Source organism: Nocardia sp. NPDC047654 (genome assembly GCF_043205035.1).
Taxonomy (GTDB): Bacteria; Actinomycetota; Actinomycetes; order Mycobacteriales; family Mycobacteriaceae; genus Nocardia.
On record NZ_JBIDDF010000007.1, the window covers coordinates 143,245 to 170,227 of the forward strand.

The 26,983-nt window shown below is 69.3% G+C and carries 27 protein-coding genes; 7 read left to right on the top strand and 20 right to left on the bottom strand.

Annotated elements, in window-relative coordinates; all coding sequences use genetic code 11:
• Positions 1-5: 5 nt before the first annotated feature.
• Both ACGF7Y_RS20465 and ACGF7Y_RS20470 read right to left on the bottom strand, forming a co-directional pair.
• Complete coding sequence (locus ACGF7Y_RS20465) at positions 6-998, bottom strand: LLM class flavin-dependent oxidoreductase (protein ID WP_393235982.1); 993 nt, start codon at positions 996-998, stop codon at positions 6-8.
• A 69-nt stretch (positions 999-1,067) separates the two neighbouring features.
• A complete protein-coding gene (locus tag ACGF7Y_RS20470; protein ID WP_393235984.1) occupies positions 1,068-2,255 on the bottom strand; it encodes a serine hydrolase domain-containing protein in 1,188 nt (395 codons plus the stop codon).
• A gap of 212 nt (positions 2,256-2,467) precedes the next feature.
• Between ACGF7Y_RS20470 and ACGF7Y_RS20475 the strand changes: the two genes are divergently transcribed.
• On the top strand, positions 2,468-3,904 hold the full coding sequence (locus tag ACGF7Y_RS20475) for an amino acid permease (protein WP_393235986.1): 1,437 nt from the start codon (positions 2,468-2,470) through the stop codon (positions 3,902-3,904).
• Between the two features lie 13 nt (positions 3,905-3,917).
• Here ACGF7Y_RS20475 and ACGF7Y_RS20480 read toward each other — a convergent pair whose 3' ends face one another.
• The 7 genes from ACGF7Y_RS20480 to ACGF7Y_RS20510 form a co-directional block, all read right to left on the bottom strand.
• Complete coding sequence (locus ACGF7Y_RS20480) at positions 3,918-4,283, bottom strand: DUF4345 family protein (RefSeq protein WP_393235988.1); 366 nt, start codon at positions 4,281-4,283, stop codon at positions 3,918-3,920.
• 288 nt (positions 4,284-4,571) lie between these two features.
• Positions 4,572-5,981 (bottom strand): MFS transporter, encoded by a 1,410-nt coding sequence (locus ACGF7Y_RS20485; RefSeq protein WP_393235990.1) that lies wholly within the window; start codon positions 5,979-5,981, stop codon positions 4,572-4,574.
• A 175-nt stretch (positions 5,982-6,156) separates the two neighbouring features.
• Complete coding sequence (locus ACGF7Y_RS20490; protein WP_393235992.1) at positions 6,157-6,558, bottom strand: DUF779 domain-containing protein; 402 nt, start codon at positions 6,556-6,558, stop codon at positions 6,157-6,159.
• The gene (locus ACGF7Y_RS20495) at positions 6,558-8,075 is read right to left on the bottom strand and encodes an aldehyde dehydrogenase family protein (RefSeq protein WP_393235994.1); all 1,518 of its coding nucleotides are present in this window, start codon (positions 8,073-8,075) and stop codon (positions 6,558-6,560) included. Before ACGF7Y_RS20495 ends, ACGF7Y_RS20490 begins: the two co-directional genes overlap by 1 nt.
• A gap of 106 nt (positions 8,076-8,181) precedes the next feature.
• Positions 8,182-9,384: a transcriptional regulator gene (locus tag ACGF7Y_RS20500; RefSeq protein ID WP_393235996.1), complete on the bottom strand. Its 1,203-nt coding sequence runs from the start codon at positions 9,382-9,384 to the stop codon at positions 8,182-8,184.
• A 235-nt stretch (positions 9,385-9,619) separates the two neighbouring features.
• Positions 9,620-10,174 (bottom strand): hypothetical protein, encoded by a 555-nt coding sequence (locus ACGF7Y_RS20505; protein ID WP_393235998.1) that lies wholly within the window; start codon positions 10,172-10,174, stop codon positions 9,620-9,622.
• Between the two features lie 601 nt (positions 10,175-10,775).
• Positions 10,776-11,117 (bottom strand): hypothetical protein, encoded by a 342-nt coding sequence (locus ACGF7Y_RS20510; protein ID WP_157114067.1) that lies wholly within the window; start codon positions 11,115-11,117, stop codon positions 10,776-10,778.
• A 218-nt stretch (positions 11,118-11,335) separates the two neighbouring features.
• Here ACGF7Y_RS20510 and ACGF7Y_RS20515 point away from each other — a divergent pair, with 218 nt between their 5' ends.
• Positions 11,336-11,848 (top strand): DUF664 domain-containing protein, encoded by a 513-nt coding sequence (locus ACGF7Y_RS20515; RefSeq protein ID WP_393236000.1) that lies wholly within the window; start codon positions 11,336-11,338, stop codon positions 11,846-11,848.
• Between the two features lie 90 nt (positions 11,849-11,938).
• Positions 11,939-13,381 (top strand): metallophosphoesterase, encoded by a 1,443-nt coding sequence (locus ACGF7Y_RS20520; protein WP_393236002.1) that lies wholly within the window; start codon positions 11,939-11,941, stop codon positions 13,379-13,381.
• Positions 13,382-13,396: 15 nt separating this feature from the next.
• On the opposite strand, the gene ACGF7Y_RS20525 is transcribed toward ACGF7Y_RS20520, so the two are convergent.
• A complete protein-coding gene (locus ACGF7Y_RS20525; RefSeq protein WP_393236004.1) occupies positions 13,397-14,866 on the bottom strand; it encodes an AIM24 family protein in 1,470 nt (489 codons plus the stop codon).
• Between the two features lie 370 nt (positions 14,867-15,236).
• A complete protein-coding gene (locus tag ACGF7Y_RS20530) occupies positions 15,237-15,533 on the bottom strand; it encodes a hypothetical protein (RefSeq protein ID WP_062971377.1) in 297 nt (98 codons plus the stop codon).
• Positions 15,534-15,943: 410 nt separating this feature from the next.
• Between ACGF7Y_RS20530 and ACGF7Y_RS20535 the strand changes: the two genes are divergently transcribed.
• Positions 15,944-16,138, top strand: coding sequence for a hypothetical protein (locus ACGF7Y_RS20535; RefSeq protein WP_393236006.1), 195 nt, complete (start codon positions 15,944-15,946; stop codon positions 16,136-16,138).
• Positions 16,139-16,245: 107 nt separating this feature from the next.
• On the opposite strand, the gene ACGF7Y_RS20540 is transcribed toward ACGF7Y_RS20535, so the two are convergent.
• From ACGF7Y_RS20540 to ACGF7Y_RS20550, 3 genes are all read right to left on the bottom strand, one after another.
• Complete coding sequence (locus tag ACGF7Y_RS20540; protein WP_393236008.1) at positions 16,246-16,950, bottom strand: DUF6081 family protein; 705 nt, start codon at positions 16,948-16,950, stop codon at positions 16,246-16,248.
• A gap of 15 nt (positions 16,951-16,965) precedes the next feature.
• A complete protein-coding gene (locus tag ACGF7Y_RS20545; RefSeq protein WP_393236010.1) occupies positions 16,966-17,889 on the bottom strand; it encodes an SAM-dependent methyltransferase in 924 nt (307 codons plus the stop codon).
• A 285-nt stretch (positions 17,890-18,174) separates the two neighbouring features.
• Complete coding sequence (locus ACGF7Y_RS20550; RefSeq protein WP_393236012.1) at positions 18,175-19,008, bottom strand: SAM-dependent methyltransferase; 834 nt, start codon at positions 19,006-19,008, stop codon at positions 18,175-18,177.
• A 256-nt stretch (positions 19,009-19,264) separates the two neighbouring features.
• On the opposite strand from ACGF7Y_RS20550, the gene ACGF7Y_RS20555 reads away from it, so the two are divergent.
• Positions 19,265-20,161 (top strand): helix-turn-helix domain-containing protein, encoded by an 897-nt coding sequence (locus ACGF7Y_RS20555; RefSeq protein ID WP_393236014.1) that lies wholly within the window; start codon positions 19,265-19,267, stop codon positions 20,159-20,161.
• 558 nt (positions 20,162-20,719) lie between these two features.
• Here the strand turns inward: ACGF7Y_RS20555 and ACGF7Y_RS20560 are convergent.
• The 4 genes from ACGF7Y_RS20560 to ACGF7Y_RS20575 all read right to left on the bottom strand — a co-directional run bounded on the left by ACGF7Y_RS20560 (position 20,720) and on the right by ACGF7Y_RS20575 (position 23,799).
• Positions 20,720-21,001 carry a hypothetical protein gene (locus ACGF7Y_RS20560; protein WP_393236016.1) on the bottom strand — a complete coding sequence of 94 codons (282 nt, stop codon included), beginning with the start codon at positions 20,999-21,001 and terminating at the stop codon, positions 20,720-20,722.
• A 35-nt stretch (positions 21,002-21,036) separates the two neighbouring features.
• Complete coding sequence (locus ACGF7Y_RS20565) at positions 21,037-21,786, bottom strand: LGFP repeat-containing protein (protein WP_393236018.1); 750 nt, start codon at positions 21,784-21,786, stop codon at positions 21,037-21,039.
• Between the two features lie 546 nt (positions 21,787-22,332).
• Positions 22,333-23,139, bottom strand: coding sequence for an LLM class flavin-dependent oxidoreductase (locus ACGF7Y_RS20570; protein ID WP_393236020.1), 807 nt, complete (start codon positions 23,137-23,139; stop codon positions 22,333-22,335).
• A 69-nt stretch (positions 23,140-23,208) separates the two neighbouring features.
• A complete protein-coding gene (locus tag ACGF7Y_RS20575) occupies positions 23,209-23,799 on the bottom strand; it encodes a TetR/AcrR family transcriptional regulator (RefSeq protein ID WP_393236022.1) in 591 nt (196 codons plus the stop codon).
• Between the two features lie 66 nt (positions 23,800-23,865).
• Between ACGF7Y_RS20575 and ACGF7Y_RS20580 the strand changes: the two genes are divergently transcribed.
• Entirely contained in the window at positions 23,866-24,639 is a 774-nt protein-coding gene (locus ACGF7Y_RS20580; protein WP_393236024.1) for an SDR family oxidoreductase, read from the top strand.
• Between the two features lie 59 nt (positions 24,640-24,698).
• Positions 24,699-25,715, top strand: coding sequence for an NADP-dependent oxidoreductase (locus tag ACGF7Y_RS20585; RefSeq protein WP_393236026.1), 1,017 nt, complete (start codon positions 24,699-24,701; stop codon positions 25,713-25,715).
• Here the strand turns inward: ACGF7Y_RS20585 and ACGF7Y_RS20590 are convergent, their stop codons facing one another.
• The gene (locus ACGF7Y_RS20590) at positions 25,716-26,069 is read right to left on the bottom strand and encodes a hypothetical protein (protein WP_393236028.1); all 354 of its coding nucleotides are present in this window, start codon (positions 26,067-26,069) and stop codon (positions 25,716-25,718) included. It lies immediately after the preceding gene.
• A 75-nt stretch (positions 26,070-26,144) separates the two neighbouring features.
• Positions 26,145-26,972, bottom strand: coding sequence for an SAM-dependent methyltransferase (locus tag ACGF7Y_RS20595; RefSeq protein WP_393236029.1), 828 nt, complete (start codon positions 26,970-26,972; stop codon positions 26,145-26,147).
• Positions 26,973-26,983: the final 11 nt, after the last annotated feature.

Here is a 26,983-nt window from a genome sequence, read left to right on the forward strand (position 1 = left end):
CCGCCTCAGGCCGCGACCTTCTCGGTGAGCAGTTCGAACGATCTGGCGCGGTCGTCGATGTCGTAGACCAGCGTGTTGATCATCAGCTCGTCGGCCCGCGTGCGCTCGAGCAGGTCCGCGAGCCGGCCGCGCACCGTCTCCGGCGAGCCGAGCACCTGCCCGGCCCGGCGCTGCCGGATGAACGCGCGCTCTTGCTCCGTCGGGCGGAACGCGGCCGCTTCCTCCGGCGTGGCCAGCGCCTGCGGCGTGCCGCGCACCAGGTTCAGGAAAGCCAGGTCGCGCGGACCGGCGAGGGCATCGGCGCGCTCGTCGGTGTCCGCGCAGATCACCGCGACCGCCACCATCGCGTACGGGCGCTCCAGGTGCTCCGACGGCCGGAAATGCTCGCGGTAGAGCGCGAGCGCGGGCTCGGTGTTGTCGGGGCTGATGTGGTGCGCGAAGGCGAACGGGAGTCCGAGCACCGCGGCGACCTGGGCGCTGTAACCGCTGGAACCCAGCAGCCAGATCTCCGGTTCCTCGCCGCGACCCGGCGTCGCGGCGATGCCGCCGGGATCGGCGCCGCGGAAGTAGCCCAGCAATGCGGCCAGTTCCTGGGGGAACGATTCCGCCGACAGTCCGTCCGCGGTCCGTCGCAGCGCGCGGGCGGTCGCCTGGTCGGTGCCGGGCGCGCGTCCGATGCCGAGGTCGATCCGCCCGGGATGCAGCGCGTGCAGGGTGCCGAACTGCTCGGCGACCACGAGCGGCGCGTGATTGGGCAGCATCACCCCGCCGGAGCCGACCCGGATGGTCGAGGTGGCGGCGGCCAGGTGGGCCAGCAGCACGCTCGGCGCCGAGCTGGCGATGCCGGGCATGTTGTGGTGTTCGGCGACCCAGAAGCGGTGGTAGCCCAAAGCTTCGGTGCGCCTGGCCAATTCGGTGGTCGCGTCCAGCCCCTCACGGACGGTGCGGCCGGACTGCACCGGCGCCAGATCCAGTACGGACAGCGGGACGTCGATCATGGGTCTCCTCCACAGTGGCGATCTCCACTGCCAACGCCGCCCGTCCCCGGTGTATTTCGCCCGGCCGCCTCAGCCGCGTGCGATCGCGCGGAACACCTCGATGGTCTCCTGCTCGTCCTGGGTGGTGCCGTGGTCGCTGAGCTTGACGATGACGGTGCCGCTGGGCGGGTCCACGTAGACGTACTGGCCGTACACGCCGACGGCGGTGAGGTCGGCGCCGTCCCCGCCGGTCGGGTGCCACCATTGCGCGCTGTAGGGCCAGACGCCCACCCGGTGCGGTGCCGGCGTGCGGATGCGGTCGATCCAGGCAGGCGGCACGATCTGCGCGTCGCCTGCCCGTCCGCCGTCCAGCACCAGCCGGCCGATCTTGGCGAAATCGCGGGCGGTCGCGTTCAGGCAGCAGAACGCTTTCTCCTGGCCTCCGGAGCGATCGAGGTTCCACAGCGCGTCGTCCTCGGCGCCGATCGGCCCCCAGATGTCGCGCTCCAGCAATTCGGCCGGCGGCATGCCTTCGACCCGCGCCAGCGCCATGCCCAGCAATTGGGTGTCCACGCTGCGGTACTCGCCCGCGCTGCCGGGAGGGAACCGCAGGCCGTGGTGGTCGCGGACGAATCCGGCCAGATCCTCGGTGAGGTACATCCGGGCGGTGCCCGTCAGCGGCAGATACTTGTTGTAGTTCTCCGATACGTCTACCCCGGAGGCCATGTCCAGCAGGTCGCGGATGGTGATGCTGTCGTACTCGCCGCCGGTGGTCAGCTCGGGCAGGATCCGCACCAAGCGGTCGTCCTCGGTGAGTTTCCCCGCCGCGACGGCTCGGCCGGTCAGCAGCGACACGATGGACTTCACCACCGACCACGAGGACTGCCGGGTGGTCGCGGTGAAGCCGTCGCGGTACCACTCGTGTGTCACAGCGCCGTCGCGCAGGACGAGGAATGAATTGGTGTGCGTGGTGCCGAGGAAATCGGCGATCGAGAGGTGCGAGCCCTTCCAGGGCACCTGGTCGGGCAGCGGCCGCGGTGCTTTCGGGAGGGGACGCGGGGCGGGGGAGGCGGCCACCGTCCGGCTCTCGAACAGCGCGCCCTGCGCCGACGGCGGGTCGGTCAGCAGACGCAGCAGTGTCGGCGGCGATGGGATGTGCAGGACGGTCGTCGTCGCGAACGACGCGCCGACCAGGACGGCGACGATCACGAACAGGACGACGACGGCGCGCAGCGCGAAGCGGCCGGGTCGCCCGCGCCGTGGCGATGCTTCGGTCATGACGAAAGCCCATCGGTAGGGGATCCGATGATGGCACGCCCGACGCCGCTCCGGTAGATCCGCACGGCCGTGGCGGTCGGCCCGGAGACGACGCGCGCGCCGGCCGGGCGGTAGCGTGACCCCCTGGGCCGGACCGTGCGATGATCCGACATCGTGTTCCGGCGTACCGGCAGGCGACCGGCGCCGCTGCCCAGCGAGGGAAGGACCGCAGTATGACAGCCTCCGACCGTCATCTTCAGGACGCGGGCCCCTTGGATCCGGCGGACGGCGGGGAGTCGGAGGGCTACGCGCGGGGCCTGAGCCCGCGCACCATTCAGATGATCGCCATCGGCGGCGCGATCGGCACGGGCCTGTTCTACGGCGCGGGCGGCGCGATCGAGCAGGCCGGTCCCGGTCTCATCCTGGCCTATCTGGCGGCGGGCCTGGCCATCTTCGTGATCATGCGGGCGCTCGGCGAATTGCTGACCTACCGGCCGATCTCGGGCAGTTTCGCCGAGTACGCGCACGAATTCCTCGGCCGCTTCGCCGGTTTCGTGACCGGCTGGTCGTACTGGGCGGTGTGGGTGGCCACCTGCATGGCCGAGATCACCGTGGCGGGCAAGTACGTGGAGTACTGGTTCGACATCGCGCCGTGGGTCACCGCACTGGTCGTGCTCGCGGTGATGTTCTGCGCCAACTTGATCTCGGTGCGGCTGTTCGGCGAGGGCGAGTTCTGGTTCTCCACCATCAAGGTGACCGCCATCGTCGGCATGATCCTGCTCGGCATCGGCGTGCTGCTGTTCGGTTTCGGTCACGCGCCCGACCCCACCGTCACCAATCTGTGGGCCGACGGGGGCGTGTTCCCCAACGGTCTCGGCCAGTCGCTGCTGGTGTTGCAGATCGTGCTGTTCGCCTACGTCGGCGTGGAATTGGTCGGCGTCACCGCAGGGGAGGCGCGCGAGCCCCGCAAGACGCTGCGCAAGGCGATCAACACGCTCCCCTTCCGGATCGGCCTGTTCTACGTCGGCGCGCTCATGGTGATCATGGCGGTTTCCAGTTGGCGCACCTTCCACGCGGGCAAGAGCCCGTTCGTGGAGGTCTTCGAGCAGATCGGCATCCCCGGTGCGGCGGGCATCGTCAACTTCGTGCTGCTCACCGCGGCATTGTCGTCGTGCAACTCGGGGATCTACTCGACCGGCCGGATGCTGCGCACCCTGTCGCTGCGCGGCGAGGCGCCCGCCGGGCTGAGCAAGCTGAGCGCGAACGCGGTGCCCTACGCCGGGATCATCGCGTCCGCCGCGGCGATGGTGATCGGCGTGGTGGTCAACATCATCTCCCCGGACAAGGCGTTCGCCTACATCACCTCGGTGTCGACCATCGGCATCATCTTCGTCTGGGGCGTCATCCTGGTCTGTCACCTGCTCTACCGGGCCAAGGTGGCCCGCGGTGAGTTGCCCGCGAGCGACTACCGGCTGCCCGCCGCGCCCTACACCTCCGTGCTGGCGCTGGCGTTCCTCGGGCTGGTGGTCGTGCTGCTGCTGTTCACCGACAGCGGGCGCACCGCGATCGTCGTCGGCGTGGTGTGGGCGGTGCTGGTGTCGGCCGGGTACCTCGCGCTGCGCAAGATCGGTAACTCCAGCACCGCGACCGACCCCGTGCACACCAGCTGACGGGCGGTCATCGCTAGGCGGCCGCGAAGAGCGCGACAGCGCCGACCGTCTCCACCATGCCGTAGAACCAGGTGGGGTAGAAGGCCGTCCGCTCATCGAGCACAGCGGACGCCACCCGGCCGAGGGCCATGCCCGCCAGCGCCGCGCCGACCGCGACCATGATCCCGCCGCGCAGCGATGCGAGGTCCAGGGCGGCCACCGCCAGCACGGCCGCCATCGCCAGCCCGAAACCGCCGTAGACGGCGCGCACTTCGTAGCGGGCGCCGGCTTCGGTGAGCCGGATGCCGAACGGCCGGATCAGCGCGGCGGGTGCGGCGAGTGCGTACGCGCCCATGCCGAGGAAGAACACGCCGACGATCCCGCATACGGTTTGTGCCACTGCGACCTCCAGAGTTCCGGTTCGGTTCGGGAAGCCCAGCTTGCGCCAGGGTCGGTGCCGGACGCTTCCGAAAACCCGCTGCCTAGAGTCGAGTCGTCCGCTTCATCTGTGCGCTCCTGGCCCGCGGGCCTGCTGCGGCATATGCCGATGAGGACGAGCGCTGGACGTCGGCGCGGTCCGCGCCTCCGTGGGCCGCCCGGCATGGGTGCCACCCGGTTGCCGCCCACCTGTCCGGAGCGACCGAAGCACCTCGCGCCACTGTGGCCGAGCGCGGTGCGGGACCGACGGTCAGCCGGTCACCGACCGCCGGGGCATCATCGCCGAAGCGATGAGCATGACGGCGGCCATCGCCGCGATCGTGACGAAGACCAGATGCACCGCCGAGGCCAGTGTGGCGGGCACCGGGTGGTCGGTGTGGCCGACCCGCGAGTTCACGATCGCACCGAACACGGCGACGCCCACCGCGCTGCCGAGCGAGCGCGCGAACATATTGGCCGAGGTGACCACGCCCCGTTCGGTCCATTCGGCGCTGGTCTGCGCCGCGATCAGGGTCGGGGTCGCGACCAGGCCCATGCCGGTGCCGATGACGAAGCACGACGCGGCGACCTGCCACAGCCCCGAGTGCTGGGTGATCAACAGCGTGCTCGCGGCACCGAGCGCCGCCAAGCCGCTGCCGATCAGGGCTGTCGCGCGGAAGCCGATGCGCAGGTACACCTTGCCCGCTTGGGACGCGGCCAGCGGCCAGCCGAGGGTGAGCGCGCCGACCGTCAGGCCCGCGACCAGCGCGCCGGTGCCGAGCACACCCTGGGTGAAGGTGGGCACGTAGGAGGTCGCTCCGATCAGGACGGCGCCGACCAGGACCGACACCAGGCTGCTGGCGACCACCACGCGGCGGGTGAACACCCACAGCGGCAGGATCGGATTGCGCGCCCTGCGTTCGACCAGCCCGAACAGCACGAGCAGGAGCGCGCCGCCCGCGAAGATCCCCACGCTGACCGGCGAAGACCATGCCCAGGCCTGGCCGCCCTCGAGCAGTCCGAGGATCAACGCGCCCGCACCGACGGTCAGCAGAGCCGCACCCAGGTAGTCGACGCTCTGCCTGCGTCGCGGCGCGGCCTCGGCGAAATTGCGCACCAGCATCCATCCGGCCAGCGCGCAGAGCGGAAGGTTGATCAGGAAGATCCAGCGCCAACTGACGTACTCGGCGAACAGGCCGCCCAGCAACGGGCCCGCCACACTCGACATGGCCCACACGCTGGCCAGATATCCCTGGACCTTGGCGCGCTCCGACAACGTGTACAAATCGCCCGCGATCGTCATCGTCATCGGCTGGATCGCTCCGGCGCCGATGCCCTGGACGGCGCGGAAGGCGATCAGCCCGAGCATGCTGGTCGCCACGCCGCACAGCAGCGAACCCAGTGCGAACATCGCGATCCCGAACAGGATCACGGGTTTACGCCCCACGGTGTCGGCGAGCTTGCCGTAGATCGGCACCGTCACCGCCTGCGCCAGCAGATAGATGGAGAACAACCAGGGGAACTGCGCGAAGCCGCCGAGGCTGTCGGTGATGGTGAGCACCGCCGTGGCGATAACCGTCGAGTCCAGCGCGACCAGCGCGGTCGCCAGCATCAGCGAGCCGAGGATGGCGCCGCGCTCGGATCGGAGCCCTACGGACGCCGTCACAGTCTCGGTCGCCACCGCGGCCCCTCTCGTTCGCCTGTCTAACCACCTCGAACGACCGTATCCGCCCTCCGGCTATTCCCGCATACGGATTTTTCGTGCTCGGAGCGGCCGGCCACCGCGGCGGCGGTCCGGCGATCAGCCCTGGCGAGGCACCGGCGCGACCGTAATCGTCGGTGGCCGGCGCCCCGGGTCACTGGGGCAGGTCCGCCCCGGTCGGGGGCGGCTGTGCCTCGAGGACGGCGAGTTCCTCGTCGGTGAGCAGTCGCGAGCGGATCAGGAAGCGCACCCCTTCGGGCGCTTCCAGGGAGAATCCGCTGCCACGGCCCGGCACCACGTCGACCGTGAGATGGGTGTGCCGCCAGTACTCGTACTGGTCGGCGCTCATCCAGAACGGGGTGTCCGCCGCCGGATACCCCAGCAGCACGTCCGACGCGCCGACCCGGAATTCGCCGCGCGGATAGCACATCGGTGCACTGCCGTCACAGCAGCCGCCGGACTGATGGAACATCACCGGGCCGTGCTGCTCGATCAGTCGGCGCAGCAGCGCTTCCGCCGATCCGGTGAACTCCACGCGGCCGGCCGGATCCGGCATCAGAAGAATCCGAGCTTGTCCGGCGAGTAGCTGACCAGCAGGTTCTTGGTCTGCTGGTAGTGGTCGAGCATCATGCGGTGGTTCTCGCGCCCGATGCCGGACTTCTTGTAGCCGCCGAAGGCGGCGTGCGCGGGGTAGGCGTGATAGCAGTTGGTCCACACCCGGCCCGCCTTGATCTGGCGGCCGAGGCGGTAGGCGGCGTTGATGTCGCGGGTCCACACTCCCGCGCCGAGTCCGTAGAGGGTGTCGTTGGCGATCTTCAGCGCCTCGTCGACGGAGTCGAACGTGGTCACCGACACGACCGGCCCGAAGATCTCCTCCTGGAAGATCCGCATGTCGTTGCGGCCGGAGAAGATCGTCGGCTCGACGTAGAAACCGCCGGGGAACTCGTCGACCTTGCGCGGGCCGCCGCCGGTGAGCACCTCGGCGCCCTCCTGGCGGCCGATGTCGATGTAGGACAGGATCTTCTCGAACTGGTCGTTGCTGGCCTGCGCGCCGATCATGGTGGCCTCGTCGAGCGGGTTGCCGCTGCGGATGGCTTTGGTGCGTTCGATGCACCGGGCGATGAACTCGTCGTAGATCGAGGAGTGGATCAGCGCGCGGGACGGGCAGGTGCACACCTCGCCCTGGTTGAGCGCGAACATCACGAAGCCCTCCACCGCCTTGTCGAGGAAGGCGTCGTCGGCGGCCATGATGTCGGGCAGGAAGATGTTGGGACTCTTTCCGCCCAGTTCGAGCGTGACCGGGATGATGTTCTCGCTGGCGTACTGCATGATCAGCCTGCCGGTGGTGGTCTCGCCGGTGAAGGCCACCTTGGCCACGCGCGGGCTGGCCGCCAGCGGCTTGCCCGCCTCGACGCCGAAACCATTGACCACGTTGAGGACTCCCGGCGGCAGCAGATCGGCGATCAGCTCCACGACCTTCAGGATCGAGGCCGGGGTCTGCTCGGCGGGCTTGAGCACCACGGCGTTTCCCGCGGCGAGGGCCGGCGCGAGCTTCCAGGTGGCCATGAGGATCGGGAAGTTCCAAGGGATGATCTGCCCGACGACGCCGAGAGGTTCGTGGAAGTGATAGGCGATGGTGTCGGCGTCGATCTCGCTGATGCCGCCTTCCTGGGCGCGGACAGCCCCGGCGAAGTAGCGGAAGTGATCGACCGCCAAGGGCAGGTCGGCGGCCAGCGTTTCCCGGACCGGCTTACCGTTCTCCCAGGTCTCGGCCACTGCCAGCGCCTCGAGGTTGTCCTCGATCCGGTCGGCGATCTTGTTGAGCAGGTTGGCTCGCTCGGTGGTCGACGTGGCGCCCCACGCGTCGGCCGCCTGGTGCGCGGCATCCAAGGCCAGTTCGATATCTGCGGCCGAGGACCGCGCCACCTCGCAGAAGGTCTGGCCGTCCACCGGCGAGGGATTCTCGAAGTAACGGCCCTCCACCGGGGCGGTCCACGCACCGCCGATGAAATTGTCGTAGCGCGTGGCGAATTCGACGACGCTGCCCTCGGTTCCCGGCTTCGCGTAGCTCATGGCGGGTGACTCCTCGCTGGTTGCGGACGTGATGCACACGGCGCGGCGGCCGTGATTCGGGTCACTATGAACCGCGAGGGTTGACGAAACGTTGAGGCGCGCGACCTCAGTCGCGCAGCGCGCCGTGCAGCCGGGCGGCCGCCAGCGCACGACGCCCGTCGCCCGCGGGAAGCAGGCGAAGCGCGCGTTCATGGATCTCGATGTCGTGCGGTGCGCGCTCGCCGTAACGCAGCGCGTGCTCGACGTTTCCGCTGGACAGCACCGCGGTGCGCACGCCGACCGCCAGGTACTCGCGCCACTGCACGATGCCGGGGGTGTCCGAGTCCGGCAGCAGCGGGCCGCGATACAGCTCGACCGCCGTGGCGGTGTCGCCCGCTTCGAGCGCGGCGAGCACGTCCACGGCGTCACAGGACAACGGGCTCACCAGGCGATAGACCCGGCTGGTGATGTCGCCGCCGGTGGCGCGCCGCAGGTAGGACATCTCGGATTTGAGCGTGCTGGCCCCGACCGGCCGGTCGCCGTACACCGCGAAGTGCAGACGTTCGTGGGTGAACCCGTCGGGTTCGAGTGCCAGCAGGGTCAGGATCTCCAGGTGCCTCGGGCGCAGCCGCACGGGGGCGCCGTCACGGATCAGGCGGGCGGTGCCGAGACAGGTCAGCCGGACCCCGGGCGTGGCCATGCGATGGTGCAGCTTGGTCTCGATGGCGGTGACCAGGGTACGGGCGGTGGACATGGCCAGCGGGTGCGCGCGATCCCAGGTGGTTGACAGGTCCAGCACGCCGAGCTGGCGACCGTCCGCGGCGCGGATCGGCGCGCAGTAGCAGACCCAGCCGTGCAGGGCGGCGACCAAGTGCTCGGCGGAGAACACGGTGTGCGGCCGAGCGGTGCGCAACGCCAGCGACAACGCGTTCGTGCCCATGTGCGCCTCGTCCCATCGACCGCCCGGCGCGAAGTTGACCTGTTCGGCGCGGCGGCGCATCACCGGACCGCCGTGCGACCACAGGATGGTGCCGGTCTCGTCGGTGATCGCCGCGACGTAGCCCGCGCCTTCGGTGATGTCGCGCAATTGGTCGGTCAGCTCGGATACCGGTGTGCGCAGAGGGGACTCGGCCCAGCGGGCGGCCACATCGGCGTCGGCGTGGGGCGCGTGCTCGCACGCCGGATCGACGGTGCGCAACGATCGCAGCCACGATTGCGCGACCTCGCTGCGCAGCGCGGAATCACCCTGCGGTGTCCCGGCGGGTATCCATCGGGACCACTCTTGTTCCAGTGCAGCGCGTCGCTGCGAGAGGGAACTGCGCTGTGCCATCTCCGCGGATCCTGTGTCTTCGCTCCGATCGTCTCCGTGCTCTCCCATCATGCCCCAGCGCACGGCCGGGCATTCCGTTTCGGCGCGACGTCCACGGGTCTGGACGAACGACGATCGGGCCGCCGCGTTCCCCTCGGCCGACCGGCGCGAAAGTGCGCGGACACCCAGGGAATCCCGGCGGCGCGACCGGCGATCGGTGTGCGGCCGTCTTCCCGCCGCACACCGACTCGGCCGATTACGGCGTGGAGAAACCGATCAGCGCACCGATGCCCGCTCCGATCGGAACAGTGACCAGCGCGCCGACTCCGCCGAGGAAGAAGCCGATCACGGCGCCGATGCCCGCGCCGATGAGGGCGCCGATACCGGCGTTGTACTGCTTGCGCGCGAGGGTGTCGTCCTCACCGATGAACTGGGTGAGGCGCTCGGTGGTCGCGGGCGCGTCGACCGGCGTCACCGTGAGGGTGCGACCGGCATCGGTGATCGTGGGCGCCAGCCCGTGCGCCGCGCCGGAGGCCTGGAACGCCAAGGGCATGGTCGCGACGACCTGTCCCGTCCCGTTGCGCAGTTCGACGGCGCCCGCGTCGGCCGTCAACGCGAAGGTGCCCGCGTCGAGGGTGGTGACCACCCCCGTGCCGTCGGCGGCGGGTGCCGAGGTGAAACCGATTCCCTGCTCGACGCCGTGCACGCTGACCTGTGCCGGTGCCGCGGGCTGTGCGTGCGCGACACCTGTCGCTATTCCGGTGGCTCCGACCGCCAGCAGGGCGGTTGCGGCGAATCTGTTGACTCTCATCAGTTTTTCCCCACATAGTCGTGTCGGCCACGAGTGCCGACGAATCCCCAAGATGCCGGTTCTCGGCCCCACCCATTCTGGCCGTAGGGCTTTCGCGAAGCAATCGTTCTGCGAATTTCACGAAAAATCGGTGACCTGCCCGCACCCGGTGCGCCACTGAATTACTTACGGGCGGCGCCTGTTTCGCTGTCCGATTCGGCCGAATTGCAGAATGTGTGCTGATTCGTCTGACGCGGTGCAAAATTCGCGCGGCGGACGCCGGTATCTCCGGAGAATTCAGATGTGGCAACCGGATCGGTACGAGTTCGTCGGCCGCGCGCTGCCGGGGTGCTGGGTTTACCGCGGCCCGGTTCGAGATCGGAGAGTGCACTTCGCCGCTCGGGCGGTCGCTCGGCGCGACGCCGTGATTCGAGGCCGCCGCGGGGTTGCGGCACTCGATCCGGCGATCGCGTCGGTAGGTGTGGCCACGGGGCTCGGGGAGCGATCTCGCCAAGTGCCGAATGATTCCGGGGCCGCGCCCATGCGGAGCCCGGCCGCGAACAAGGCGCCGGGTCGGCGGCGCGGAGCCGGAATCATCTGGCGTGCTGCGGGAGCGCTCCGCTCAGAACGCGCTACCGGTGCCGGGCAGCATCCAGGCGATGCCGGGCCAGATGCCGAACGGGCTGCCGTAGAACCCGAACGGGTTGCCCCCGTAGCCGTAACCGCCCCAGCCGCCGTAGCCGCCCCACCCGCCGTAACCGCCCCACCCGCCGTGGTGGCCCCAGCCGCCGTGGCGGTGCCAGCCACCGTGGATCTCCTGAGCCTGGCTCGCCTGCGCGACGGTCGGCTGCTGCGCCATCGCGGGCGCGGCGACCGCGGCGACGGGGGTCAGTGCGAGCGCGGCGACCATCGCCACGCGGACAACCGCTCGCCGGGCGCGTCCGGTCTCGACGTCGTGAATCATCGGTACTCCCTCACTTCGGTACGTCTTCGTCCGGTCGGTGACCGATTCGGAGGTCATCGACCCAATCTAACCAATGCGTATCGTACCGTTGAATAACGGCACATTCAATGTGGTGCGATCGTGCGAGAATTTCCTCCCAGCGGAGCGTCGCCGGTCGTGGCGGGTGGTCGCGCTGGGTACCGTCGGTGGCAGCGGACTACCCGAGAAGGAGTCGATAGATGGCTACCAGTGCCGATGTGCTCACCGACGCCTGCGAGCGGATCAAGGAGGTGGTGCACGAAGCGGTGGACGGGCTGGCGGACGACCACCTCGTCCGCCGGGTCGATCCGGGCGCCAACTCGATCGCGTGGCTGATCTGGCATCTCACCCGCGTGCAAGACGACCACCTCGCGGAAGTGGCCGGCACCGAGCAGGTCTGGACCGCGCAGGGCTGGTACGACCGCTTCGACCTGCCCATCGACGCGGGAGCGACCGGCTACGGTGACCGCCCCGCCGACGTGGCGGTCATCCGGGCGTCGGCCGAATCGCTCGCGGGCTACTACGACGCGGTGCACGAACAGACGCTGCGTTTCGTCCGGAAATTGAACGACAGCGATCTGGACCGCGTCGTCGACGTCCGGTGGGATCCGCCGGTGACGCTGGGTGTGCGGCTGGTCAGCGTGATCTCCGATGACCTACAGCATGCGGGCCAGGCGGCGTTTCTGCGCGGTGTGCTGGAACGGACGGAGTAACCGGCACCGGGAAGTCGTCGACCCGTGCGCGGCCCTCGTCGTGACGTAGGTTGATGCCGCGCAAGCCGAATGTTCGCAGAGAGTGCCGTCGTGGTCGTGAAGAGTGTTCTGGTCGGTGTCGTCGTGCTCGTTCTCGTGGGCGTCGTCGTGCTCACGGTCGTCGGCGCCCACTGGTATGTCTGGCGGCGGCTCGTGCGGGACACGACCGCGGCGGGGTCCCGCGCGCGGCGCGTCGGTACCGCCATCGTGCTGGCCGGGCCTTTGCTGCTGTTGGGCGCGACGGTGGCGGAGCTGGCGTCCGCTCCGTTCGCGGTGGTGCGGATCATCGCCTGGCCCGGCTATCTGTGGGGCGCGTTGTTCGTTTATCTGCTGCTGGCGCTGGCGGTCGGCGAGCCGATCCGGATTCTCGCGCTGCGCCGGTTCGATCGGGGCCAGGCGGTACCGGACCAGGAATCTCCTGCGGAGATCGACTCCGTCCCGAAGTTTCCCGTGGGGAGCGGTTCCGCACAGGCGTCTGCGGTGGGAAGCGATCCCGCGTCGAAGTCTCTCGTGGGGAGCGGTTCCGGACAGGCGTCTGCGGTGGGAAGCGATTTCGCGTCGAAGTCTCCTCCGGAAAACGGTTCTGCGCGGGAGTCATCGACGGAAGCCGGTTCCGCGCCGGAGTCCCTGCCGGACACGGCCGCTCCCGCCGAGTCCCCGAAGACCCGCCTACCGCGCCGGGTCTTCGTCTCGCGGGTGGTGAGCGGCGCCGCGGTCGCCGCCGCGGCGGCCACCGTCGGCATCGGCGCCTACGGCGTCCTGGACGGACCGAGCGTCAAGCGCGTCGCCGTGCCGCTGGCGAAGTTGCCGCGCCGAGCCGACGGGTTCCGCATCGCGGTGGTCAGCGACGTGCATCTCGGTCCGATCCTGGGGCGCGGCTTCGCCCAGCGAGTGGTGCGCAGTGTCAACGACACCCAGCCCGACCTCATCGCGGTCGTCGGCGACCTGGTGGACGGCAGCGTCGAGCATCTGCGATCGGCCGTCGAGCCGCTGGCCGGGCTGCGTGCCCGCCACGGCGCGTTCTTCGTGACCGGAAACCACGAGTACTTCTCCGGCGCCGAGCAATGGGTGGAGCACGTTCAGGAGCTCGGCATGCACCTGCTCGCGAACGCCCGCACCGAGCTGCCCGGGTTCGACCTGGCCGGGGTGAACGACGTACAGGGCGAACGCATCGGGCAGGGACCGGATTTCGGCAAGGCGCTCGGCGACCGCGACCGGGCGCGCACCGCGGTGCTGCTGGCGCATCAGCCCGTGCTGATCGAGGACGCGGTAGCGCACGGCGTCGATCTGCAGTTGTCCGGCCATACCCACGGCGGCCAGCTCTGGCCCGGCAATTACCTTGCCGGGCTGGCGAATCCGACCGTCGCCGGACTGGAGCGATACGGCGACACGCAGCTGTACGTCTCCCGGGGAGCCGGGGCGTGGGGCCCGCCGGTGCGAGTGGGCGCGCCGTCGGACATCACCGTCGTGGAACTCGTATCGCTTCAGGCTTGACCGCGCCTGTCGCCATCAGCCGAACAGGCCGCCGAGCACACCGCCGCTCTGGCCGGCCTCCTGTCCGCCGCCGGTGCCTCCGACGAAGCCGCCCGGCGGCAGCTCCGACGGCTGCACGATGACGAAACCGTGTCCGGAGAACGACAGCGTCATCCCCTCGCCGGTGCTGCGGCCCATCAGCCTGCCCAATCCGAACGAATCGTTGCGTTTGATGCCCGTCTGCAGGCTCGACGACCAGGCCACGGCCGCCTGCGGGTCGGCGTAGGTCGGCTGGTCGACGTTGAGTACCACCGGCGTGCCGTGGGTGGTGATGGCGATGCGGCCACGGCCGGTGAAGACGCAGTTGAACAACCCGGCGTTGCTGGCGAATCCGGCGGCGCCCTGCACCATCCGGATGTCGTAGCGCAGGGTGGAATCGAAGGCCAGCACGTTGGCGCCGTTGATGGTGAGCCCGTCGGTGCCGTCCAGATCGATGGTGTGCACGTCGGCGGCGCCGTTGGCGACGAACAGGTCGCCGCGCCCGGACACCTTCATCAGCGGAACGCCCTCGCCGGTCAGCCGCTGCTGGATCGCCCGGCCGATCCCGCCCGCACCGAGCGCCTGGAATTGCAGATCGCCCTGGTAGGCGACCATCGATCCGGCGCGAGCCATGACCTCGCCGTTGACGGCCACCTTGATCATCTTGCCGCCCTGCTTCTGGATGCCCGCGCCGGTGACTTCGGCGTGGCTGGGGGCGAACAGTTCGCTCTGCATCGGCAGCGCTCCTTGCTGAGGTGAGTGCATCGGTGGTGGCGGCACCGCGGCGGCCGGCGCGGAATAGGCCGGTGGCGCTGGGTAGGAAGGCGGTGGCGCGGGCTGGTACGCCGGTGGCGGTGGTTGATTCGCCGGTGGCGGGGGAGGTCGATAGGCGGGCGGGGGAGCGGGCGCCGGGGTCTGCGGGGCCGGTCGATTCGCCGGTGGGGGAGCCGCAGCGGGCGCCTGGGCCGGTTCGTCGTCGATGCTCACGCCGAAGGCCGTCGCGATTCCGGCCAGTCCGTTGTCGTAACCCTGCCCGACCGCGCGCACCTTCCACGCGCCGCCGCGACGGTAGATCTCCACACACACCACGGCGGTCTCGGTGCTCAGCCCGGTCATCGGGAAGGCGAGCGTGCCAGAGGGAGACGCGATGGTCGCGCGCAGCGACCCCGCGGACGCGAAGGTGGGCGGGCCGTTGCCGTCCAGGCTCGCGGTGACGACGACGCGATCCACATCGCCGGGCAGCGCGCTGGTCTGGATGTCCACCACATCGCCCGCGCCCTGGCCGTGCCGGTAGGTGACGCCGGGGGCGACCGGTTGATTGAAGAACACGAAATCGGCGTCGGAGCGCACCCGCCCCGCCGAGTTCAGCAACAGTGCCGAGACGTCGACGGGGGCCGAGCAGGTCACGGTCACCGTCAGCCGGTCGGCGGGCGCGGGGCGGTTCTCACCGCGGGCGAGGTCGGTCACGGCAGGCCGTCCGATCCGCGGCGGCGCCGTCGGGTTGACATGCGATTCACGGGCTCCAGTGTGTCGTGCGGGCGGAAAGCGCGCCACAGGCACACCGGGTCGCGTGTCGACCTGGCGCTTCGAGTCGGTGCGCTGGTCGGTCCATCGCCGTCATCGAGCACGTGGCGTTCGCCGATCGGAGGACCGATGTCGGCCGGAGGACGCGAGCCGGGACCGGGGCCACCCCGGCGGCGGAACACCGATGGTTGGGCCCGCCTCGGCCGACGTGCACGCGGTCGGGGCATTCACGCGCATCCGGCCTACGGCGGCGAATCCCCGGAACGCGGTGAGAGCCCGGCCGTGTCGACCGGGCTCTCGTCATGGATTCGGGTCAGAGGACTTCGGCGTACATGGTGCCGTCGAGGATGCCGAATTCGACCTGCCCCGGGAACAGGGGCAGGGCGCCGGTGGCGTGCTGGGTGTGGTTGAGCGCGATGGTCTCGGTGGCCCACCGGTGCAACGGCTCGGGTAGACGCAGGACCCGGTGGTCGGTGCAGCGAACGTACGGATAGGTGGTCTCGCCGGGCCGGGCGAGCGGGTTGTGAATATCGAGGGTGGCGATGTCCAGGACCAGGCCGGTGTGCTTGGCGGAGGCGACGGTCGGTGGCTGCAGTTCGATGTCGTCCATGACCGAAGACGGTAGCTCGAAGGATGCCCGATGCGGGTGATTCCACGCGAATGTCCCTGCGATTTCACGGGAAGCGGCGGGACGGCGAGGTTCATCTAATTGGGTGAACCCCACCGCTACCACCAGCGATCGCGGCAGGCTTGGGCATACCGATGCCGCGCCGGCTGTCCCGGAGCCACCGGGACTGTGCCGAGCCTAAGCGACGCTGAACGTTCGCGGGGCGTTTCCGGGGAATCGGCGGACGTTGCCGCCCGGCCCGGATCCGGTGGCGACCGGTCGGTAACCGGCGTCGGAATGTCCGATTCCCGGTGCTGCGGCTTACTATGCCTGCGGCGTCAAAGAAGCTGTGCGCGTTGCGTATCCGGCACGGCGGTGTGCTATTCGATTTTTCCTTCAGGAGGTTGGAAGACGTGCTCTACGTAGTCATCGCGGCCATTGTCGTCGCGTTGCTGGCCGTGTCGGCCGTGGCGATGGTGTGGGATCCGCGCCGTCGTACGGAGTCGGACGAGTTCGACTACGAGTACGGCATGGACGAGGACGGCGTCGCGCCGGGCGAATACGCCCGGTCGGGCAGTGTGGAATGGCCGCGCAAAGAGAGTGTCTGACCGGCGGTCAGGGCCGCCCGGCCAGGCGGTGACGTAGCTGATGCCCAGCCGAGTTCGGCTGGGCATCAGTTGTTTTCAGCGGACCCCGCGTCGCTCGGCGACGCCGGTCACCCCACCGTGAAGTCGCGCCACGAGGCGTGCAGTCCCTGTCCGCGCAGCGATGTGCTGTGTCCGTCTTCGATCGGATGCAAGGTGATGATGCCGAAACCGATCTGCACCGTCTCGGGCAGCTGCGGCGCGCGGGTGGTGTACACCGGGGCGTCGTCGACGTACCAGCCCGCGGTGCCCGCGGCCCGGTCGATCGTGACGCTGTAGCGGTGGAACTCTCCGGGTTTGATGTCGATCCCCGCCAGCGGCGCGTGCACCACGTGGGTGAACGCTTCTTCCGCTGGGACGACGCCCGGCACGAACAGCCGCTCGTGAATGGCGTAGGCGTGCTTGCTGGTCGCGATCAGGTCGAAGACCTGGGCGCTGCTCATATCGAGGACGTTGAATGCGGCGAAGCCGTCGCGGTAGTCCTCGCCGGTGGCGCCGATGTTCTCCGCCGCCATCTCCACGGTGAAAGTCCGTGGACCGCCGGTGAGATCGAACGTTTCGGTCGACACCAGCAGATGCTTCGGGTTGTCCAGGATCTGGACGTCGGCGTGGGATCGGGTGAAGGCGTCGATCCGAACCGACACCGCACCATCGCCGACCTCGGTACGGGCGGCCGGGTCGGCGTAGCGCCAGCTCTGGCCGGGCCCGAGCGGGACTTCCAGGTGACGCCACCGGTCCTCGCGAAGGTCCGGTCCGTTCAGGTCGTCGTAAGTCATTGCGGCAATTACCTTTCAGCCGTGTGGTCCGGCGGCGGCATCCGATAGGTCGTCCTCGGTCGCGCGGCGGCGCAGTGCGGTCACGACGCCGTTCGACGTTCCGGACTTGTAGCCGACGCCGCCCAGCAGCAGACGTTCCTCGGTCATCCGCGGGCGTATCGCGGGACCCATCGGCCACCAGTCGTCGAGTTCGACCAAGCCGGGCTCGATCAGTTCCAGATCACCGAAGTACGAGGCGATCTGCGCGCGGGTGCGGTACCAGCCGGAGCCCAAGCCCATTTCGGTGAAACGCCGTTGCAGCTCGATGGCCATCTCGTGCGCCTCGCCGCCGTCGTCGGGATCGTAGAAATGCGTGATCGCGACGTAGGAGCCTGCGGGCAGCGCGTCGATGTACTGACGCATGATCCCGGCCGGATCGAGGTCGTCGTCGACGTGATGCAGGATGCCGCACAGGATCAGCGCCAGCGGCCTGGTGAGATCGAGGTGCCTGGTGACGTCGGAGTGCGACAGCAAGGTCTTCGGCACGGTGAGATCCGCGGGCACGAAATGCGTGAACTCGTTGCGCTCGAGCAGGACGCGGCCGTGGATGTTGCACACCGGGTCGTTGTCGACGTACACCACACGCGCCTGGGGATTCTGCTGTTGGGCGATCTCATGGGTATTGCCGACGGTCGGCAGCCCCGCGCCGATGTCGAGGAACTGGTCGATGCCGACGGTCCCGGCCAGATAGCGCACCACGCGGTGCAGCCAGCGGCGATTCATGCGGGCCACATCGCTCTGCCGCGGCGCGACTTCGGCGACTTTGTCGCGCACGTAGCGGTCGACTTCGTAATTGTCCTTGCCACCGAGGGTGGCGTCGTAGACGCGGGCGATGCTCGCGCGTGTCGTGTCCACGCCTACCGGCGCGCGAACACCGGTCTGGGGAGCGTGCTCGGACATGGAGACCTCTCTGTAGTTTCCGTCGCCTGGCTCACCAGCCTAGGGTCCGCCGAATCGGCGGGCAATCCGTGCGGATACGTTCGGCGGGCGCTGATTTCGTGGATCGACGGTGGTCTCGCCGACCACGACCGAGCATACGAACCGGTCGATACTCATCGGCCGATCGCGGTGGTGACCGTTGGGGTTTCATGCCACCGAGGACGCGGGCCGGCTCGTCCTGGACGTCCTGCTCGGTGATCTGCACGTCGTTCGAAGACATATCGGGGTCCGTGGTGGGGGACGGGTTCAAGTCTTGCGGCCGACGCCGCCGAGGATGAGCCGTTCGTCGGGCCACGGCGTGCGCAGCGCGGGGCCGCCGGGCCACCATTCGTGCAGCTCCACCAATCCCGGTGGAACCATTTCCAGTCCGTCGAAGAACGCCTGGATCTCCGCGCGGGTGCGCCATCGGCCGGTGCCGAGACCCCCATCGTGCAATGCCCGCTCGGCCCGCCTGGCCAGGACGTGCAAATGCTCGTTCTCGTCGGCCGGATCGAAGAAGTGGCTGATCATCACGTAGGAGCCCGGTGCGAGACGATCGATATACCGCCGCATGATGCCCGCGGGGTCCTGGTCGTCGTCGACGTGGTGCAAAGTGCCGCACTGCATCAGCAACATCGGGCGGGACAGATCGAGGTAACGGTTGACCGCGAGGCTGTCGAACAGATCCGCGGGGTGGGTGAGGTCCGAGTCGAGGAAGTGGGTGCGTTCGTTGGCTTCGAGTACCTCCCGTCCCCGGACGACGCAGGCCGGGTCGTTGTCCACGTAGACCACCGCGACCGCGGCGTCGAGTTCCTGGGCGATCTCGTGGGTGTTCTTCTGCGTGGGCAGTCCGCTGCCCAGGTCGAGGATCTGATCGATGCCCGCCGACCGGGTGACGTAGCGGACCACCCGCTCGAGCCAGCGCCGATTCGCGGCGCCGACGTCGTCCTGGTGCGGCACCGCCCGCTTCAGGTGCTGATATACCTGCCGGTCGGATTCGTACCAGTCCGTCCCGCCGAGGGCGTAGTCGTACACGCGCGCGATGCTGGGCACCGCCGGGTCCACACCCGCTAGGCGGGGCGATCCCTCTGCCGACGTCATGGCGCTCCTCCTCCGCGTGGCCACCGTCGGGGGCGACTCTACGCATACCGCCGCGGGCTCGCTCGGATTTCTGGGCAAGATATTGCGTTGGCACTCTTGCGAATACCTGTTTGCGCCCCCGGCGTTCCGGGCACGCACTCGCGCCTGGACCGCCGTCCGGGAACGGACTAGTAGGATTTGCAGCCGACGTTCAGAGAGCTGTGATGGTGGAGGCACAACGCCCCGCGGTCTAACCCCCGATCGGCCGGAGGCATGCATGAGCAACGACGAGGATGCCGGTGACAACGCGGATCTCCCTGCCGCAGAACGTGGTCCGACCGTCCTGCGGATCGCGTTGGGCAGCCGGTTGCGACAGCTGCGCGAGGGTTGCGGAATCAGCAGGGAGGCCGCGGGCGACGCCATCCGCGGATCGCATGCCAAGATCAGCCGACTGGAACTGGGCCGGACCGGTTTCAAAGAACGTGACCTGCGCGACCTGCTGAGCCTCTACGGCGTTGTCGACCCCGCTGAACGCGAAACGTATCTCGAACTGGCTCGGCGGGCCAACGATCCGGGCTGGTGGCAGCACTACAGCGATCTGCTTCCCGCGTGGTTCGAGACCTACATCGGCCTCGAACAGGCCGCCACCACGATCCGCACCTACGAGGCGCAATTCGTGCCCGGACTGCTGCAAACCGCCGATTACGCGCGCGCGGTGATCCAACTGGGCAATACCGACGAGACCGAACGCCGCGTCGCCATTCGCATGCGCCGCCAGCAGATCCTCTATCGGGCGGCCGCCCCGACGCTCTGGGCGGTCATCGACGAGGCCGCGCTGCACAGGCCGGTCGGCGGGATGGAGGTTCTGCTCGAGCAGATCGAACATCTGGTCGGGATGGCCGACCGTCCCAGCATTCGGATACAAGTACTGCCGTACTCGGCGGGCGGGCACTCCGCCGCGGGTGGCCCGTTCAGCATCCTTCGATTCCCGGAACCCGAGCTGGCCGACATCGTCTACACCGAACAGCTCACCAGCTCGTTGTACTTCGACAAGCAGCGCGATGTCGAGCTGTACATGTCGGTCATGAACCGGATCAGCGTGGAGGCGCTGTCTCCGGCCGAGAGCATCGGTTTCCTCCGCGAGTTGCTCGGCGGCATGCGCTCGGGCGAATAGGACCCGATCGGCGCCGCCGAGCGGGCCGTACTCGCCGTGCGGCTTGCGCGGGGAGTTTGCTCAACGCATTGACCTGCTCCGCGCACGTGGTACTGCGCACTTTCGGAGCGGGGCCATCTCGGCCGTTTGAAAACCGGGCGGTCGGATCGATTCAGGGGCGGCGGGGTGAATCGTGCGGCACCCGAATCGAATCCTCGCGCCGGGGTGTGAATTCTGTTGTCGTCGGCCGTAACTCGTCGAAATGAGACATACGAAAGGTAACAGTTCGGCATCGCCGAACCCTGGACGATGCTCATCCGTTATCGATCGGCGTCTGTCCACCTCGATCTTCGAGCATTTCGAGACCGGTAGCGCCAATGCACATGCACGCGCGCATGTACGTACCGATGGAAGATCACCGATGCGACGCGGCCGCGGTGATGTGGCAGGATACCTGTCGAGGTCGGGGTCTGAGGATAGGCTCGGGCAGCGGCTGGTTCGGCCACGGCGACCCCAACGCGAGTTGGGGTCGCCGGCGGAGCCGTTACGAATCGCTCCGACGTCCGGATTGCCGGAAGTTCACGGGGTCAGCACGATTCGGATCGGATTGCCTTCCTTGTTCTCCAACGCCTGCACCGCTTTGTCCGCTTCGGCCGACGGGAGCAGGGCACTCACCGATTCGGCGAAGTCGATGCGATGGGCGCGGCGCAGGCGCACCAGTTCGAGCACATGATCGGGTTCGGAGCCGTAGTGTCCACGCAGCCGCTGTCGGCGGAAGCGCCCTGGAGTCGGTACCGGCACCTCCTCCGGGCGAAACCGCTGCCCGGCGGCGGCGCGCGGGAACAGCTGTCCAGCAAGCATGTCCTCAACTCCTTCTACGGCACTCGCCGGTGCGGTCAGGGCGTCCAGGTGATGCGGCCGCCCTCGAAGTCCTGGGCTTTGCCGTTCTCGAGGTCGTATTCGTCGCTGGTGGGATAGCCGTAGCGTCCGGCTTCGGCCGCCGCGGCCTCCCAGGACTCACGGATGGACCCCCAGACGACGTGGGTGCCGGTGCGCGGGGCCGAATAGATGGCTCCGCCGCCGAAGAAGTTGTAGCGGCCGTTGCCCGAGCGGGCGGGGGATTCGTCGGTGATGGGGAACCCCAACGGGCTGCTCTCCCAACCGTAGGTGCCCCATTTGTCGCGGATCGCGCCGCCGATCTGATGCGCGGCGGTGCCGAGGGACCAGTAGATGGACCCGTTCTGGAAGACGCTGTAGCTGCCCGGTTTCGAGGGTGTCGCCGCTTCCCGCGCCACGGGATAGCCGAGCGCTCCGCCTTCGTAACCGAGATTGCCCCATTTGTCGCGGATCGCCCCGCCGACTTGATGGGCTCCGGTGTCCGGGTGCCAGTAGATGGAGGAGCCGCGCTCGAACGCCTGGTAGCGGCCACCGCCGACGGCGGGCGAGTCGGGCGTGACCGGATCGCCGAAGAACGCGGGCCCACCGGCCTCGTCGTATTCGGCCTCGATCGCCCCGCCGACGTCGTAGGGGCCGATCGGGCGTGCCGCCGCATCTGTTCCGATGCCGGTGAGCAGGGTGGAGAGCGCGGCGGCGATGGCGAAAGCGCCGCGGGTGGTCGAGCGGTTCGGGCGACGGTGCCGTGCCAAAGTGAACTCCTGTGCATCTCGGGTGGGTGCGGGATGGAGCTGAAGGCTGTGGTCGGCGTAGCGAAGATCAAATTACCTCGCCGCGTCCCGATACGGAGGAATACGAGGTAGTCGACCGGCCTGGTGTCGTGCCGCCGATAGTTGCCGTGAGCGGCCCATCCGAGTCGTCCGGGGCTCCGAACAAACTGGCGGTGCTACCGTGCCCACGGTCGCGCCTTCTCGGATACGGCGCCGCCGGGGCAGGGTGCCTGCACCTCTGGCCCGGCGGCGTGTCCAGTCCGAACAGGTTTCCGGGCAAGGGGATCCGTTGCTGCAACGCAACGCGCGCGCCGCTTCCGCGGACACCGGGCGCTACTCTGCTCCCTCGCCAGTACTTGCCTGAGCCCGGATCACCGGGGGGCGATGCCGCGCGGCGTCCTCGGTTCGCCGCGCTGGGCTTCGGCGCACGGCTGCTCGGCCCCTTTTCGCCCGGGCGGGTGGTGGATACGGATCGCGGCGGTGCTTCTCGGTCTCACGCTGGGATCGCCGCGCGCCGGGGGAGAGCGATCAGAGCTGTGCCTTGATCTTCGCGGCGAACTCGTAGCCGACCTGCCATTCGCTTCCGGACGGGGCGAGGATGACGCGCGCGGCGCCCGCCTCGGCGTAGGCGGCCAGTTGCTCGGCGGCCTGGCCGGGATCGGTCGCCAAGGGGGGCGCCACGATCGTCACTTCGAGCGGTGGGCGGCCGTATTCCTCCGCGAGCGTCGTCAATTCGGCCGCGGCCGCGGCGACCCGAGGCGGCTCGAGTCCGATGGCGATCCAGCCTTCGGCGTAGGCCGCGGCGCGCCGTCGCGCCCGTTCTCCGTCGCCCGCGATCAGCACCGGCGGCATGGTTGCACCCGGTGCCAAGGTGACCTCGGTGCCATCCGGGAGTACCGCGGGCCGCCCGGCGACCAGATCGGGCAGGACACGCAACGCCTCGTCCGTGCGACGGCCGCGCTCGGCGAAAGGCGCGCCTGCCGCCCGCCATCCGGTATCCCCGTGCGCCGGGTTGCCGGTGCCGACGCCGAGGATCAACCGGTCGCCGGAGACGTACTGGAGCGCGGCGATCTGCTTCGCGGCCCACGCGACCGGCCGCAACGCGAGCAGCAGCACGCCGTAACCGATGCGGACGCGATCGGTCACGGCGGCGGCGGTGGCCAGCACCACGGTGCTGTCCAGGATCGGCGCGCCGGCCACGAGATGGTCGGTGGACCACACCGAGTCCAGGCCGATCTGCTCGGCGAGACGGGCGGCGGCGCGCACGTCGCCCAGGATGGGTCGCGCCGGATCGGGCGTCGAGGTGGGCAGGATCGTGCCGATTTCCAAGGTCATGGTCACGACGCTACGAAGCCGCGGCACTCGCGCCAATGTTCCGCCGGCTCGAGTCGATATCCCGGACGCTCATCCCGAAGCTGCGGCCGGAAGCAGTGCCTCGACCAGCGCGCGGGACCGGGCGGCCGGACCCGTCGCGCCGAACGCCTGTGTCGTGGCGTAGGCGCCTTCCATCACCAGCATCAGCTGATCGGCCAGCGCCTGCGGGTCGGCGACCGGCGCGGTCGCCGCGAGTTCGCCGACCAGCGCGCCGAACTGTGCCCGCACCCAGCTCTTCATCGCGACGGCGTGTTTGTGGCCGAGCACGTCGCGGTCCGGGAATTCGCCGAGCGCGATGAGAAACGGACAACCGCGACAGGATTCGGGGCGCACCTGCTCGGCCAGCGCCTCGAACAGCGCCAGGATGCGCTCGCGCGGGCCGTCCCCGCTCGCCGCCGTGGTGAACCACTCTCGATAATGGCGGTCCTCGCGCTCCAGGTACGCGGCGACCAGATCGTCCTTGGAACCGAACAGCCGGTACAGGGTGGGCGGCGCGACGTTCGCCTCGGCCGCGACGCGATCCACGCCGGTCGCCCGAATCCCTTGTTCGTAGAACAACTCCCGCGCGACGACCAGGATGTGCTCCCTGGTCTCCGCGGCGGTTCGACGTTTCGGTTCCACGGGAATAGAGTAGCCGCTGTCAGCGATGTTAGGGAACGTTACCTAACGACAATGCGGGAGTGCATCATGACTGATCCGAACGGAAAGACCGCCCTGGTGACCGGCGCCTCGCGGGGGATAGGCCGGGCCATCGCCGAGCGGCTGGCCGCCGACGGTGTCGAGGTGGCCGTGCATTACGGCACCAACAAGGAGGCGGCGGAGCAGACGGTGTCGGCGATCCGGAGCGCGGGCGGGCGGGCGTTCCCCGTTCGCGCCGAACTGGGTGTCGACGGCGACATCGACCAACTGTTCGGCGAACTCACCGCGGGGCTCGGCGACCGGCCGTTGGACATCCTGGTGAACAACGCCGCGATCATCGCCTACGAGGCCACCGTCGAGCAGGCCACGCCCGAGGACTTCGACCGGCTGTTCGCGGTCAACGTGCGGGCGCCGCTGTTCATCGTGCAGCGGGCGTTGCCGTTGCTACGCGACGGCGGGCGCATCGTCAACATCTCCTCCGGCGTCACCTGGTTCGCCACGCCGGAAGTCGTCTACGGGATGACCAAGGGCGCGCTCAACGTGTTCGGCCGCTCGCTGGCCAACACCCTCGGACCCCGCGGGATCACCGTGAACACGGTCTCGCCCGGCATCACCGACACCGATATGAACTCGTGGCTGCACACCAACGACGGCGCGATCGCGGGCGTCGCGGGCATGACCGCGTTGGAGCGCGTCGGCAGCGGCGCGGATATCGCCGACGCGGTGGCCTTCTTCGCCTCCGATGACGGGCGCTGGGTCACCGGCCAGACGCTGGAGGTGAACGGCGGCTTGTTCCTGGGGCCGAAAGCGCCGTCCTGGTGATCGCCGGACACGGTTGGGCGCCGACATCGGGCGCCCGCGCTTGCGGTTAGGGTGGGCGGATGGTCGAGTCGACGCGAATCGTGCTTGCCTCCCGGCCGGTGGGTGCGCCCACCCCGGAGAATTTCCGGACCGAGACCGCGGAGCTCCCCGCTCCGGCGGAGGGTGAAGTCCTGCTGCGCACCCGGTACCTGTCACTGGACCCGTACATGCGCGGCCGGATGAGTGCCGCCGAGTCGTATGCCGCGCCGGTGGAGATCGGCGCGGTGATGGTCGGCGCGACCGTGGCCGAAGTACTCGAATCGCGCGACCCGTCGATGGCGAAAGGCGATGTGGTGCTGGCCTATTCGGGCTGGCAAACCCACCATGTCGCCCCCGCGCGCGACGTCCGCAGGCTCGACCCGGCGAAGGCTCCGGTCTCGACCGCCCTCGGTGTGCTCGGCATGCCGGGATTCACCGCCTACGCGGGACTGCGCAAGATCGGCAAACCGCAGCCGGGTGAGACGCTCGTGGTCGCCGCGGCCACCGGTCCGGTGGGCTCGGCCGTCGGCCAGATCGCCAAGATCGGTGGCGCCCGCACGGTGGGCATCGCGGGTGGCCCGCGCAAGGTCGCCTACCTGAACGAACTCGGCTTCGACGTCGCGCTCGACCACCGCGCCCCCGATTTCGCCGAGCAGTTGGCGGCGGCGGTCCCCGACGGCATCGATGTGTATTTCGAGAACGTCGGCGGCGCGGTGGCCGACGCGGTCTATCCGCTGCTGAACACCTACGCGCGCGTGCCCGTCTGCGGGCTGATCGCCAACTACAACGCGGCAGGCGCGCCGGACGGCCCGGATCGGCTGCCCGCCTACTACGGCCGCATCCTGACCAAGAGCCTCACGGTGCGCGGATTCATCCAAACCGAATTCGTCCGCGAGCTGTACCCGGATTTCCTGCGTGAGATGGGTGAGTGGGTCGCCGAGGGGCGCGTGCGCTATCTCGAGGATGTCGTGACCGGCTTGGCCGCCGCTCCCGAGGCGTTCATCGGGATGCTGGAGGGCCGCAACTTCGGCAAGGTGGTCGTGCGGGTCGCCGACTGATCAGCGCGCCGCCGCGCCGCCGCCGATGCTGAGATAGACCAGCATCAGGATGAACAGGAACCAGCCCGCGCCCTGCCAGATGGGCCACGTCCGGCCGCGGCGCCACTGCACGTAGGTTTCGACGAACGCGCCGATGCCGCCGATCAGCAGAACCACCGCGGGCCCGAGTACCACGGCGACCTGGACGGTGCTGTCACACAACAGCCGGTCCGCGTCCGCGCACTCGCGCTGGGCGGCCCACAGCAGGCTCAGCAGGAAGACCAGCGCGGCGGTGGCGAGCACCGAGGCGACGTAGGTCGCCGCGCGGCGGAACCCGCGGGGATCGCGCCAGCGCTTCTCCACGTCGTCGACCATGTCCACCACCTCACCCGTCCGCGGCCGCCGGATACCTCCGACGTGATTGCCGCGCGGCGGCGGCTCAAACGCCGCTCAGGTTTTGCGCCCGACGCCCGCCCAGTACCAAGCGGACCGTACCCCGGCCGGAGCGGCATCCGTGTCCGGCCGCCAGGCGTCGACCGCAACGATGCCCGGCTCGACGAGTGCGGTTCCGGCGAAGAAGGATTCGACCTCGTCGCGGCCGCGCGGGCGGAAGGCGATGCCGGCCTGCTCGGCGGCGGCCGCGGCGCGCGCCATGGCCCGCGGGTCGAAATCACCGGTGGAATGGGTGAGCACCAGATAGCTGCCGGACGGCGCCGCCTCCAGCAGCCGGCCGACGATCCCGTGCGGATCGTCGCTGTCGCGGAAGAACATCATGATCGCGACCAGCAAGATCGCGATAGGCCGGTCCGGGTCGAAGGTGTCGGCCAGGACGGGCGCGTCCAGGACGGCGCTCGGATCGCGCAGATCGGCGTCGAGGAATTCGATCCTGCCCTGCGGTGTACTCGCCATCAGGGCCCGGGCGTGGGCGAGCACGAGCGGGTCGTTGTCGACGTAGACCACGCGTGCGGCCGGATCGATCCGCTGGGCCACCTCGTGCGTGTTGCCCGCGGTGGGCAGGCCGGTGCCGATGTCGAGGAATTGATCGATGCCGGCCTCGCCGGCCAGATGGCGCACCGCGCGGCCGAGGAACGCGCGATTGGCGCGGGCCATGTCGCGGATGGCCGGGATGTGCATGGCGATCGTGTCGCCGAGGGCGCGATCGGCGGGGTAGTTGTCCTTGCCGCCGAGCCAGTAGTCGTAGACCCGCGCCTCGTGGGCGAGGCTGGTATCGAGCTTGGGCGACGACCCGGCGCGCACCCGCGCGTGACCGTTCGTCATGCGACTCCTTC